The sequence below is a fragment of the Cupriavidus sp. 05N40 genome, assembly GCF_056397305.1.
This window is the reverse complement of record NZ_JBFTND010000003.1, coordinates 99,812-112,587: the sequence shown is the minus strand read 5'-3', so window position 1 is coordinate 112,587 and position 12,776 is coordinate 99,812. Positions and strand designations below refer to the sequence as shown.

General features: G+C 69.5%; 12 protein-coding genes. 6 read left to right on the top strand and 6 right to left on the bottom strand.

The genetic code is table 11. The annotated features are described in order from the left end of the window. From AC1DO7_RS01765 to AC1DO7_RS01755, 3 genes are all read left to right on the top strand, one after another. Positions 1-322, top strand: a 322-nt coding sequence (locus AC1DO7_RS01765) for a cytochrome c oxidase subunit 3 (RefSeq protein ID WP_477115722.1), incomplete at its 5' end; no start/stop codon positions are given. Next, complete coding sequence (cyoD, locus tag AC1DO7_RS01760) at positions 319-735, top strand: cytochrome o ubiquinol oxidase subunit IV (RefSeq protein WP_441612001.1); 417 nt, start codon at positions 319-321, stop codon at positions 733-735. The genes AC1DO7_RS01765 and cyoD, both read left to right, overlap by 4 nt. Beyond that, the gene (locus AC1DO7_RS01755) at positions 735-1,604 is read left to right on the top strand and encodes an SURF1 family protein (RefSeq protein ID WP_441612268.1); all 870 of its coding nucleotides are present in this window, start codon (positions 735-737) and stop codon (positions 1,602-1,604) included. Before cyoD ends, AC1DO7_RS01755 begins: the two co-directional genes overlap by 1 nt. A gap of 22 nt (positions 1,605-1,626) precedes the next feature. Here the strand turns inward: AC1DO7_RS01755 and AC1DO7_RS01750 are convergent, their stop codons facing one another. Further along, the gene (locus AC1DO7_RS01750; protein WP_477115721.1) at positions 1,627-3,093 is read right to left on the bottom strand and encodes a dipeptidase; all 1,467 of its coding nucleotides are present in this window, start codon (positions 3,091-3,093) and stop codon (positions 1,627-1,629) included. An 81-nt stretch (positions 3,094-3,174) separates the two neighbouring features. Then, positions 3,175-4,416 (bottom strand): MFS transporter, encoded by a 1,242-nt coding sequence (locus AC1DO7_RS01745; protein ID WP_441612269.1) that lies wholly within the window; start codon positions 4,414-4,416, stop codon positions 3,175-3,177. A gap of 628 nt (positions 4,417-5,044) precedes the next feature. Between AC1DO7_RS01745 and AC1DO7_RS01740 the strand changes: the two genes are divergently transcribed. Together AC1DO7_RS01740 and AC1DO7_RS01735 are read left to right on the top strand one after the other, a co-directional pair. Continuing rightward, the gene (locus tag AC1DO7_RS01740; protein WP_441612003.1) at positions 5,045-5,866 is read left to right on the top strand and encodes an alpha/beta fold hydrolase; all 822 of its coding nucleotides are present in this window, start codon (positions 5,045-5,047) and stop codon (positions 5,864-5,866) included. A 410-nt stretch (positions 5,867-6,276) separates the two neighbouring features. Continuing rightward, complete coding sequence (locus tag AC1DO7_RS01735) at positions 6,277-7,644, top strand: Nramp family divalent metal transporter (protein WP_441612004.1); 1,368 nt, start codon at positions 6,277-6,279, stop codon at positions 7,642-7,644. A 165-nt stretch (positions 7,645-7,809) separates the two neighbouring features. On the opposite strand, the gene AC1DO7_RS01730 is transcribed toward AC1DO7_RS01735, so the two are convergent. The 3 genes from AC1DO7_RS01730 to AC1DO7_RS01720 form a co-directional block, all read right to left on the bottom strand. Then, positions 7,810-8,985, bottom strand: coding sequence for an MFS transporter (locus AC1DO7_RS01730; protein ID WP_441612006.1), 1,176 nt, complete (start codon positions 8,983-8,985; stop codon positions 7,810-7,812). Positions 8,986-9,058: 73 nt separating this feature from the next. Further along, positions 9,059-9,559 (bottom strand): GAF domain-containing protein, encoded by a 501-nt coding sequence (locus tag AC1DO7_RS01725; protein WP_441612007.1) that lies wholly within the window; start codon positions 9,557-9,559, stop codon positions 9,059-9,061. A 55-nt stretch (positions 9,560-9,614) separates the two neighbouring features. Continuing rightward, the gene (locus AC1DO7_RS01720; RefSeq protein ID WP_441612008.1) at positions 9,615-10,487 is read right to left on the bottom strand and encodes a LysR family transcriptional regulator; all 873 of its coding nucleotides are present in this window, start codon (positions 10,485-10,487) and stop codon (positions 9,615-9,617) included. Positions 10,488-10,714: 227 nt separating this feature from the next. Between AC1DO7_RS01720 and eno the strand changes: the two genes are divergently transcribed. Beyond that, positions 10,715-11,998, top strand: coding sequence for a phosphopyruvate hydratase (eno, locus tag AC1DO7_RS01715; protein WP_477115720.1), 1,284 nt, complete (start codon positions 10,715-10,717; stop codon positions 11,996-11,998). A 28-nt stretch (positions 11,999-12,026) separates the two neighbouring features. On the opposite strand, the gene msrA is transcribed toward eno, so the two are convergent. Next, positions 12,027-12,761 (bottom strand): peptide-methionine (S)-S-oxide reductase MsrA, encoded by a 735-nt coding sequence (gene msrA, locus AC1DO7_RS01710; RefSeq protein ID WP_441612010.1) that lies wholly within the window; start codon positions 12,759-12,761, stop codon positions 12,027-12,029. Between the last annotated feature and the right edge of the window lie 15 nt (positions 12,762-12,776).

Genomic DNA, 12,776 nt, shown 5'->3' with positions numbered 1-12,776 from the left:
GCTCTGGCTGGCCATCACCGGCCTGCTGGGCGCGTGCTTCCTCGGGCTCGAGCTGTATGAGTTCGCGCACCTGGTCCACGAGGGCGCGGGGCCGCAGCGCAGCGCCTTCCTGTCCTCGTTCTTCACGCTGGTCGGCACGCACGGCCTGCACGTGACGGTGGGCATCGTATGGCTCATCACGCTGATGGTGCAGGTCGGCCAGCGCGGGCTGATCCCGGAGAACCGGCGCCGCCTGATGTGCCTGTCCATGTTCTGGCACTTCCTGGACGTGGTCTGGATCGGGGTGTTCACCTTCGTCTACCTGATGGGAGCGCTGCCATGAACGCGCATGACAACACGATGGCGGGCGGCGGCGGCGCGCACGGCCACGACGGGCACCATGGCCACGACGGCCATGGCGACGACGCCATGCACGCCACCTTCGGCGGCTACATGACGGGCTTCGTGCTCGCCGTCATCCTGACCGCCATCCCGTTCTGGCTGGTGATGGCGAAGGTGTTCGACAAGTCCAGCACCACCGCGCTGGTGCTGCTTGCCTGCGCCGCCGTGCAGATCGTCGTGCACATGATCTACTTCCTGCACATGAACTTCAAATCCGAGGGTGGGTGGACCATGCTGGCGCTGATCTTCACCATCGTGCTCGTCGTGATCGCGCTGAGCGGCTCGCTCTGGGTGATGTTCCACCTGGATCAGAATATGATGCCGGCTATGCACGACACGAAGAACCTACCTTGATCGCTCCCCGACACCCCCAGCAACAGCAAAATGCCGGCGCCGCGCGCCATCCGCAACCCGCTCCCCGACGTGGCATCGCCGCGCTCGTCGTCTTCGCCGTCCTGGCCGCCTTCGCCTTTTCCGTCCTGGTCGGGCTCGGCACCTGGCAGGTCCAGCGCCGCGCCTGGAAGCTAGACCTGATCGAGCGCGTCAACTCGCGCGTGCATGCCCCGCCCGTCGCGGCGCCCGGTCGCGCGCAGTGGCCGCAGGTCGCCGCGGCCACCGACGAATACAAGCACGTGCGCGTGTCCGGCACTTTCCTCAACGACCGCGAAACGCTGGTCCAGGCGGTGACGGACCTGGGCGGCGGCTTCTGGGTGATCACCCCGCTGCGCACCGCGGACGGCAGCGTGGTGCTGGTCAACCGCGGCTTCGTGTCGCCCGAGCGCGCCGACCGGACCACGCGCAGCCAGTACGATCCGGCCGGCGAGACCACCGTCACCGGGCTGCTGCGCATGAGCGAGGCCGGCGACGCCTTCCTGCGCCACAACGACCCGGCGGCCAATCGCTGGTACAACCGCGATGTGCCGGCGATTGCCGCCGCGCGCGGCCTGCAGGACGTGGCGCCGTACTTCATCGATGCCGACGCGGCGGCCGGCGGCTCGCCTGCCGCCAACGTTGCCGTCAATGCCGCCGCGGCCGATCCCGAAGGCACGGTGCCGCAGCAGCAGGGCGCCCAGCGCGTGTGGCCGGTTGGCGGGCTGACCGTGATTTCCTTCCACAACAGCCACCTCGGCTATGCCATCACCTGGTATGGGCTGGCCCTGATGGTGGCGCTGGGCGCGTTCCTCGTCGGCCGGCAGGAGTACCGGCGGCGCAAGGGATCGTGAGCGTGATGCGGCAGCGCCGGCGCTAGCCGACGCAGGCCTCGAACACCCGGCGGTAGTTGCCGCCCAGGATCATGCCCGTCTCGTCCTGCGTGAAGCCGGCGGCGACCAGCGCGTCGCCCAGCGACGGCAGTTGCTCGTAGCCGGTGAACACCGGCGGCGAGATAAAGCCGAGCATGTCGGTGCCCAGGCCGACGTGCTCCACGCCCACCACGTCGGCCATGCGCTTGATGCCCTCGGCCATCGCCTGGAGGGTGTGGAACGTGCCGGAACTCGGCCACACGCCGATCACGCCGCCGGTGGCGGCGATCGCGCGCGCATGGTCAGGAGAGATCAGCCGGCTGCGCGCGCCGGGGCGGGCAGCCAGCGCGGAATGCGAGATGACCAGCGGCTTGCTGGATGCCGCCGCCGCGCGCTTGACCAGGTCATAGGTGCCGTGCGCCACGTCCACCACGATCCCCAGCGCATTGCAGCGCCGCACCACCGCCGCGCCGAAGTCCGTGAGGCCCCCGTGCACCGGGGTTTCGGTCTGGATGTCGCCGAGCTCGTTGATGCGGTAGTGCGTGAGCTGCAAGTGGCGCAACTGGTGCAGGTTGAAGGCCTCGTCCACGCGGTCCAGCCGGCCTTCGAGAAAATCCGCGCCTTCCGCCGCGATGATCGCGCACGGCCCGGCGTGGCCCTGCGCCGCCAGCGTGGCCGCGCTGGTGACCACCTGCATCTGCTCGCGCGCGACCAGTTCGTGGGCGCGCGCGAATTCGGTGCGGCCCAGCGCATACAGCTCGCCCTCCTGCGGCGTGCGCCAGGCTTCGAAGCGGGTGCGGTTGGCGGAGACGCGCGTCACCGTGGTGTCGGTGACGATGGCCAGGCAGATCACGTTCATGCCGCCGGCGCGCATCGGCGCGGCCAGCGGCAGGAACGGCCGCCTGGCGCCGATGGCGGGGTCGCGCGAGACGATCACGCGGCCCGCGTGGCTGTGCATGTCGATCGTCATGGCATCCGCGGCCGGCTTCCACTTGATCGGGGCCTCCTCGGGCTGCGCGCCGCCGGCTCCGCTCTCGGCCTCCTGCGGGCTTTCGGTATAGCCCGCGAACCGTCCCGGCGCGCAGGCCGCCAGCCCGAGCGCCGCGCCGGATGCCAGGAATACGCGTCGGCTCATCGTAGCCGCCGTGCCCGCCGCGGGCGCCGTCAGGGGCCGGGCGTCCACCAGCTGGTAGCGCCATCCGGCAGGATCGTCCCGCAGGCGGACCAGCCGGCCGCGCAGGCTGGCCGCCTGCGCTGGCAAGGGGACAGGCTGCGCCGCATAGACCTCGACGCAGRCCAGCGGATCGCGCGGCACGCAGCCGCCGCAACAGGGAGATTCGGCCGCCAGCAGGAAGTAGTCGGCACAGCCCGCCCCGGCATCGAGGGGGATCATCCAGCCGCTGAGTTCCACCGTTGCGCCGTCGTGCGCATCGGCACTGCCGTTCCGGATCGTCTTCCAGTCCATCTGCATCGGGGCCCCCTGGTGTGCGGTGCAAGTCGCGCCTGCTGCGTTATGGAGGATAGCCGATAGCCGCCACGCGCCGGTCACGCTTCAGCTTTTCTCCGCCGGCGGGCTGAACAGATACACCACCACGGCCGCCGCCACCAGCACCCCTGCCGCGAGGAAGATGGCCGCGTAGGTACGCGACACCGGCCAGTGCGCGGCATCGCCCAGGCTGGCGATCATGCCGTAGCCCCAGGACGTCAGCGCGGAACCGAGGAAGACAAAGGTGTTGAGCAGGCCCAGGCCGCGCCCGCGCGCCGCCGGCGGGATCAGGCCGCGGCCCTGCGCCATGACCAGCGGATGCAGCATGCCGATGGTGGACAACAAGGCCATCATGGCCACGCCCGACGCCACGCCGCTATCGGGCCAGATGGCCAGGAGCACCGCCCCCGCCAGCGCGAAGCAGGACCAGCCGCCGATGGTGGCCTTGAGCGTGCTGTGGCGCACCAGCACCGGCAGGAAGAACGCGGTGGCGAAACCGGCCAGGCTCAGCAGCGTCAGCGCCACGCCGCGCGGACCGGCCTGCAGGTGGTAGACGCTGGCCAGGTAGGGGCCGCTCCAGGCATTGCGGAAGGCGGTGCCGGCGGCCATCGCCACGCACAGCGGGATCAGCGTCCACAAGGGGGCAAGGCCCAGCAGCCGGGCGCTTTGCAGCAGCATCGAGCCCCATGGCGTGTTGCGCGCCTCGACATGCCCTTCGTCGCGCACGAAGCGCCATACGCCGTAGCAGGCGGCCCCCATGCACAGGGCCGCAAAGGCCATCGCCACGCGCCAGCCGAGCCACTGCGAGGCCCATCCCAGCGGCGCCGTGGCACACAGCGCGCCGATCATGCCGGTCGCGTTGGATTTGCTGACCACGCGCGTGTAGTCCCGCTCGGACAACTGCTCCGAGGCGAAATGCAGCAGCCCCATGAATACCGGCGCGCAGGCCAGGCCCAGGCCTGCCTGCGCAAGCATGGCCACGGTGCCGTTCGGCGCCACGATGAACAGCAGGGAAGACACCGCGCCGATGGCCAGCAGCAAGGCGGTGGGCCTGCCCACGCCGTAGCGGTCAAAGGCAATGCCACACGGGATCTGCGCCACCGCGAAGGCCAGGAAGAAGCTCGAGGACAGGGTGCCGAAGCCGGCGGCCGAAAGCCCGAAGTCGTGCTGGAGTTCCGGCGCCATCACGGCAAGGCAACTGCGGTAGAACTGGCTGAGCGCAAAGGCGAACGTCAGCAGCAGGATGCCGTGCAGCGCGCGGCTGGAGGGATTCGATGTGTCCGGGGAAGCGTGCAATTGCGCCGACAACTCGCCGCCATGCGCGGCTTGGGATTTCTTCACGATGGAACCAGGTCCGTTTTTCTGGCGGCACTATCTATCGAAGGGATCCTGGCGTCGGTGCGCGGTCTTGCCGTACCTGGCGCACTGTCCGCAGCCGCGCGTCTGGCCAGGACCGCTTCGCCTGTTCTCGATAGCGCCTCTTTCTTGTGCGCAGCCTCCCGCAGGGCCCGGGCCCGCGACCGCGGCGGCGAGGCCCGGAAGCGGCCAATTCTACGCCGCCTCTCGCCCGGTGCGGCGGGCGCGGCCGGGCTTGCGCCGTTTCAGTGCTTCTATTTGTTCGATTACCGGCGCGGCGCGCCCAAAGCCTCCCGGTCCCGGCGCAGGCAGCGGCCGGCGCTACTACGGGCAGCCGGAGGGCGCACTGCTGCTGGTGCCGCGCAAGCAGTAGGGCGGCCGGCTTCGGTGCGGGAGCGGCACAGGACAGTGCCGGAGCGTTCCCCGTGCAGGCCGGCCTCGCGCCGGCCGGTTTCGCCGTCTATTCTCCTAAGGTTGTCCACGATGTCACTCTCGCCGGCCGCAGCACGTCGGTCGCCATGAACGCAGGGGTCCGCCTTCCTCGCGCAGCCGGCATGACCCCGCCGCAAGGAGTCATCTCATGAACACCATCACCACCAGGGACGGAACCAAGATCTACTACAAGGACTGGGGCACGGGCCAGCCTGTCGTGTTCCATCATGGCTGGCCGCTCAGCGCCGACGACTGGGATGCACAGATGCTCTTCTTCCTGTCCAGGGGATACCGCGTGATCGCGCACGATCGCCGCGGGCACGGCCGCTCCACCCAGACCGCGACGGGTAATGACATGGACACCTACGCAGCCGACGTGGCGGCGCTGGCGGCCCACCTCGACCTGCGCAACGCCGTGCATGTCGGCCATTCCACCGGTGGCGGCGAAGTCGCCCGCTACGTGGCCAGGCACGGCACCGGCCGTGTCGCCAAGGCGGTGCTGATCGGCGCGGTACCGCCCATCATGGTCAAGAGCGACGCCAATCCCGGTGGCCTGCCGCTCGAGGTATTCGACGGCTTCCGCGCCCAGGTCGCCGCCAACCGCGCCCAGTTCTACAAGGATGTGCCGATTCCCTTCTATGGCTATAACCGCGACGGTGCGGCGGTTTCGGAAGGCATCAAGGAGAACTGGTGGCGCCAGGGCATGATGGGCGGGACAAAGGCCCACTACGACTGCATCAAGGCGTTCTCCGAGACGGATTTCACCGAAGACCTCAAGCAGATCGAAGTGCCGGTCCTGATCATGCACGGCGATGACGACCAGATCGTGCCCATCGCCGATGCGGCGCTGCTGTCCATCAAGCTGGTCCGCAACGGCACCCTCAAGGTCTACAAGGGCTTCCCGCACGGCATGTGCACCACCCACCCGGACATCATCAACGAAGACCTGCTCGCCTTTATCAGGCAATAGGTACAGGCAATAGGCACAGGCAATAGGCACAGGCAATAGGCACAGGCAAGGCCCGGCAACTGCTCGTCCATGACCGGCACGCCGGGCTGCCGGCATGCGGCCGCGGGGCATTCGCGGCGCGGCCGCTGTGGCACGGCGCCGGTGGTCCAACTGCGCACGGATGGCGCATCGGCATGATCCATGGCGCCGGATGCTGTCGTGTCGGACTGGCGGGTCGTATGGCGACCGCTCAAAGAATCCCATGACGCACTTTACGCGCGTTATTTGCCGCACATTTCATTCGGCAAATGAGAGTGATTGGCATTTACAATTGGCGGCTCCTCATCGTATTGCCGACAATGAATCATCCGTCGCGCGGCACCACCATTCGCGGGCCGCCGGCTTCACGCTGTATCACCCGAGCACCAGCCATGCCACCGCCTCTCGACCAGCTCACCCTGCCCGGCCCGCCCGCCCCGCTCGCCGCGGTCGAAGCAACGCGGCCGGCCCCGTCCGCGCAGGCTGCCCAGCCGCGGCGCCTGGCTTTCCTCGGCGCCGGCGCCCTGGTGGCGGTCGGCTACATGGACCCGGGCAACTGGGCTACCGCGATTTCCGGCGGCGCCAAGTACGGTTATGGCTTGCTCGCGGTGGTGGCCGCGGCCAGTGTCGTTGCCATGCTCCTGCAGTGGATCGCGGCGCGCATCGGCGTGGTCACCGGGCGCGACCTGGCGCAGCTGAGCCGCGAACGCTTCGGGCGGCGCACGGTGATCGGGCTGTGGATTGCCAGCGAGATCGCCATCATCGCCTGCGACGTGGCCGAAGTGGTCGGCACCGCCGTGGCGCTGCAATTGCTGCTGCATGTGAACCTGTGGGTAGGCGTGCTGCTCTCGGCAGTCGGCACGGTGGCGATGCTGGCCGTGCAGCGCCAGGGCCGGCGCACGCTCGAAGCGCTGGTGGCCGCCCTGATACTGATGGTGGCGTTGTGCTTCGCCGCGCAGCTGGCCATGGCGCAGCCCGACTGGGCGGCGGTAGCGGGCGGCTTCGCGCCCTCGGCGCAACTGGTGCGCGACGCGGGCATGCTGTGGCTGGCCGCGGGGATCGTGGGCGCCACCGTGATGCCGCACAACCTCTACCTGCATTCGGCGCTGGTGCGCAAGTTCGGGCCTGGCCCGCAGGCGGCGCAGGCAAGGACGGCGCCTGTGCCCCAGGCCGGCACGCCGGACGTGGCCGCCGCGCTGCGCGGCGTCAACCTGGACACCTTCGGCTCGCTGGCCTTCGCCTTTCTCATCAACGCCGCACTGCTGATCCTGGCGGCGGCCGTGTTCCACGCCAGCGGCAGGACCGAGGTCACCGACCTGGCCGATGCCCACCGCCTGCTGGACCCGCTGCTCCACTCGAACTGGGCCAGCCTGTTGTTCGCCGGCGCGCTGCTGGCATGCGGCCTCAATTCCACGCTGACCGGCACGCTGGCCGGCCAGGCGGTGATGGAAGGCTTCCTCAAGCTGCGCATCTCCCGCACCCGGCGCGCGCTGCTCACGCGCGGCCTGGCCATCGTGCCGGCGCTGGCGGCGGTCGGCGTGTTCGGCCAGCACGGCTCGGCCGAGCTGCTGGTGGCCAGCCAGGTGGTGCTGAGCCTGAGCCTGCCGCTCGCGGTGGTGCCGCTGATCCTGTTCGGCTCCAGCCGCGAGCTGATGGGCGCGTGGCGCGTGCGCGGCGTGCCCCTGGCGCTGGCCTGGCTGAGCGCCGGCGTGATCCTGTTCCTCAACGGCGCGCTGCTCTGGCAGGGGCTGGTGGCGTAACGACGTTGCTGTCTTTTCGCCGGCGCCTCAGCGGGCTGCGTGATGGCCTGGTGACGGCGGGCCGCGAGGTTCGGGCCTCTCTGGCCTGGCCATTCGGGCCCATGTCGCGGCGGCGTTCCCGCGCGGAGAGGGTCAGATCCGCCGACCGACCCTGGCTTGCCGGAATTAGCGCAGGCCCGGCACTTTCGCCCGGCGCGCTTCCTGTGCCTGCAGGGCCAGCGCGGCGCCCAGGCCGAGCACGCACAGCACGGCCGTCAGCAGGAAGGCGCGCCCGCCCACGCGGGCGAACAGGTAGCTCCCCAGGAACACGCTGGCCGCCGTCAGCAAGCCGGCACAGGCGGAATACAGGCCGGTGCCGCTGGAGAGCACCGGCGCCGGCACCCGCGTGCGAACATACTGGGCCGCGCCAAGCTGGGTAAAGCCGAGGGTGGCCCCTTGCAGCAGCTGAGCCAGCATGGCCACCCCGGGCGTCGGCGCCAGTCCGATCAGCGACCAGCGCAGGATGCCCGCCGCGCAGGCCAGCGCGATCAGCGCCGGCGCCGAGATGCGCGCCGCCAGCAGCGAGCCGAAGGCGAACGCCGTGATCTCGGCCAGCACGCCCAGCGCCCACAGGTAGCCGATGGTCGAGGCGGAGAATCCCACGCTCTTCCAGTAGAGCGCGCTGTAGCTGTAGAAGAAGCCGTGGCACGCCTGCGATACCGCCGCGCTGGCCAGGAACAGGGAAAAACCGGGCACTTGCAATACCTGCAACAGCGGCGCCTTCACCGCGTGGCGCACGGCCACGCTGTCGTTGGGCAGCATCAGCGCAAGCATCCCTTGCCCGAGGTACGCCACCAGGAAGGCCACCGCGATCACCCCGGTGCCGGCGCGGTCCACCAGCCAGCCCAGCGCCACCGACACTGCCACCACCGACATCGAGCCCGCGCTGCGCAGCCGCCCGAAATCGAAGCCATAGCGCGGCACGCCCGCCAGCGCCATCGATTCGCTCAGGGGAATCAGGCTGGCCGAGAACGCCTTGGTCGCCAGGAACACCAGCAGCACGCCGACGAAGCCCTCGGCGCTGAACAGCAGCCCGGCGCTGAGGACCGAGCCGCCCACCAGTGCCAGCAGGATGGCCTTGCGGCTGCGATACTGGTCGGCGATGGCGCCCACCGCCGGATTGACCAGCACGGCCAGCGCGGCGCCGAGCGCCATCACCAGCCCGGTCTGCTGTTCGTCCAGGCCCTGCGCGCGGATCCACAGCGGAAAAAAGCTGATGGCGATGGCGACGGGCGCATACAGCGCGATGTAGTAGAGGTAGAACGAAGCGACGGCGCGGCGGGCGCCAAAGGCGGTGGTCACGGGTGGATGCCGGAGAGGTTCTTGTTATTGGTGATGGCGCGGCCCGTACCGCCCGCCGCGCCGGCGCGGCTGGTCAGCCGCGCGGCCAGCCCAGTTCCACGAACACCTTGCACAGGGCTTCCATGCCGGCGGCGTCTTCGTCGTCGAAGCGTCCGGCCACGGGGCTGTCCACGTCCCACACGCCGATCAGGCTGCCGTCGGCGGCGATGAGCGGCACCACGACTTCCGATTGCGAGGCGGCATCGCAGGCGATATGCCCCGGGAACGCATGCACGTCAGGCACGACCTGGGTGGCGCGGGTCTGCGCGGCGGTGCCGCACACGCCCCGGCCCAGGGCGATGCGCACGCAGGCCGGCTTGCCCTGGAACGGCCCGACCACCAGTTCCGTGCCGTCGTGGAAATAGAAACCCGCCCAGTTCAGGTCCGGCAGCGAGTGGTAGACCAGCGCCGAGAAGTTGGCGGCGTTGGCGATGCGGTCGGTCTCGCCGGCCAGCAGCGAGCGGGCCTGCGCGGCCAGCTCCTGGTATTGCGCGGCCTTGGACTGCGGGGCGGGGCCGGTGGAAAGTTCGAACATGGCGGATTCCAGTGACAGCAGGAGAATGCGGCCTCCATTGTCTCACTCCTGCGTCCTAGGCAGGCAGCCCTGCTTCGCCGGCCAGCGTCTGCCGCAGCCAGCCGATGAACACTTCGGTATCGGCGGGCAGTTCGCGGGCGGCCGGCAACGCCATCAGCCCGCCCTGGAAGCGCACGAAGCCGTGCGGCGCAACGAGTTGCCCGTCCCGCAGTTCCTTGCGGATCAGGCGCTGCTCGACCAGCGCCACGCCGGCGCCCGAGAGCGCCGCCTCGATGCACAGGTGGGTATGCGGGAAGGTCAGCTCGCCACCGCGCGCGACCGGCTTGCCGGACAGTGCCTGCCACTGGTCCCAGGCGCTGGAGGTGAAGTCATGCGCGATGCGCACGCCGTTGCGCACCGAGCCCGCGTACGCCGGTGCGCACACCGGCCCGAAGGCCACCGGCGCCAGGTACAGCGCGCGCTTGCGATCAGCCTCCGCGTACGAACTGAGATCCCAGGCAATCACCACGTCGGCCCCTTCGGTGCGCATTTCGCGGGCGGAGGTCATGGACAGCCGGATGCGGATATCGGACCGCAGGCGATAGAAGTCCACCATGTGCGGCACCAGCCAGCGCATGGCGAAGGTGGCGCTGCAGGCCACATGCAGGCTTGGCCCGCGCGCCTGGTCCAGCAGGCGGCCATAGCCCTGTTCGAGCTGGTCGAACACGGCGCGCACCACGTCGTACATGGCCTGGCCACGCTCGTTGAGGCGCACGCCGGTGCCGTCCTTCTCGAACAGCGCGGTGCCCGCGTGCTCCTGCAATTGCCGCAATTGCCGGCTGACCGCGCCGTGCGTGCGGCAAAGCTCCTCGGCGGCGCGGGTAATGGAGCCGGTGCGCGCGGTGGCCTCGAAGGCGCGCAGCGTGGACATCGGGGGCAGGGTCCGCATGGCGATCCTTCCTTCGCTGCAGATGCGCAAATGTGCAAAAAACTGACGAAGCCGGAAGAATAACTCGGTTTTGCCGACGGCGAGCGGGCTCTACTATTCCCTACGTCAAGCGCGTCGTGGCCGGGACAGGAAATCTTTCCCGCAGGGCGGATTGCCTTCGGCGTGAAGAATATTCACGAAGGCGCGGCGACGGGAAGCGTTTTCAAGCGAGCAAACGGAGCGGCAGGATGAGCGAGATCAGGCAGGTGCAGGGATATGAAGTGCTGGACAGCCGCGGCAATCCCACCGTGGAGGTGGAGGTCACGCTGGCCGATGGCGCGGTGGGCCGGGCCACGGTGCCGTCGGGCGCATCCACCGGTGCGCGCGAGGCGGTGGAGTTGCGCGATGGCGATCCCGCGCGCTATCTCGGCAGGGGCGTCAGCCGCGCGGTTGCGGCCGTGAACACCGGGCTGCGCGCCGCGCTGGCTGGCGTGGACGCGCGCGACCAGCGGCGGGTGGACGGCATCATGATCGAACTGGACGGCACGCCGGACAAGGGCAGGCTCGGCGCCAACGCATTGCTGGGCGTGTCGCTGGCGGTGGCGCATGCGGCGGCGGCTTCGGGCGGCACCACGCTGTTCGCCCACCTTGGCGGGGCGCAAGCGGTCGTGCTGCCGGTGCCGATGATCAACATCATCAACGGCGGCGCGCACGCGGACAACGCCATCGATTTCCAGGAATTCATGATCATGCCGGTGGGCGCGCCGGGCTTTGCCGAAGGCGTGCGCATGGCATCGGAGATCTTCCATACGTTGCGGGTGGACCTGAAGGCGGCGGGCTTCAACACCAATGTGGGTGACGAGGGCGGCTTCGCGCCGRACCTGCGCTGCRCCGACGAGGCGCTGGCGTTCATCCTGCGCGCGGTGGAGCGCGCCGGCTACCGCGCCGGCACGGACGTGGTGCTGGCCATCGACCCCGCCGCCAGCGAGTTCCACGAGAACGGCAGCTACGTCTATCGCGGCGAGGGCGTGACGCGCAGCGCGGAGGCCCAGGTGGACTACCTGGCCGCTCTGGTGTMGCGCTACCCCATCGTCTCCATCGAGGACGGCATGGCCGAGGATGACGCGCACGGGTGGCAGCTGCTGACGGCGCGGCTCGGGCGCCGGTGCCAGCTGGTGGGCGACGATGTGTTCTGCACCAACCCCGCGCTGCTGCGGTTAGGCATCGAGCAAGGGATCGCCAATTCGATCCTGGTCAAGGCCAACCAGATCGGCACCCTGAGCGAGACGCTGGACACCGTGGACGTGGCGCACGCGGCCGGCTATGCCGCGGTGATGTCGCATCGTTCCGGCGAGACCGAGGACACCAGCATCGCCGACCTGGCGGTGGCGACCGGCTGCGGACAGATCAAGACCGGCTCGGTCTCGCGCTCGGACCGCACCGCCAAGTACAACCGGCTGATCCGCATCGAGCGCGCGCTGGGCGCGCGGGCGCGCTATGCGGGCGCCGCCGTCGTCAAGCCAGCAGGCTGAGCGGGCGGCGCCGCGGATCAGGGGCGCATCAGGTGCCCGCCACCTTCAGCAGCACCGGGTCGTTGCGGTACAGGTCGGGGAAGATCTCCTTGAGGTAGCCGATCTTGGGCAGGTCGTTGACGACGATGTACGGGTGGGCCGGATGCCGCGTGAGGAAATTCTGGTGGTAGGCCTCGGCCGGGTAGAAGGCCTTGTAGTCTTCCACGCGGGTGACGATCGGGCCGGAGAAGACATGCGCCTTGCCGAGCTGCGCGATATAGGCCTGCGCCACGCTGCGCTGCTCGGCCGTGAGCGGGAACACGGCCGAGCGGTATTGCGTGCCGTGGTCAGGGCCCTGGAAGTTGAGCTGGGTCGGGTTGTGCGCCACCGAGAAGAAGACCTGCAGCAGGCGGCCGTAGCTGACCTGCGACGGATCGAAGGTGACCTGCACCGATTCCGCGTGTCCCGTGTCGCCGCCGCTTACGGCTTCGTACTGCGCGGTGTTCGCCGCGCCGCCGGCATAGCCCGAGGTGACCTGCTTGACGCCGCGGACATGCTGGAATACGCCCTGCACGCCCCAGAAGCAGCCGCCGGCGAAGACCGCGGTCTCGGTTTGCGCCGCGTTCTTTTCGTCCTGCGCGGGCGGCGGGATCTTGACGGCCTGCTCGGCCGAATTGGCGCTCTGCCATGCCAGCAGGCTCACCGCCACCATGGCCGCGCCGGCGATCCTGGCGGCGCTCGAGCGCGTCAGCCGGGAGAAGAGGGTTGTCGATTGGATGCTCATGATTGCCTGTCCTTG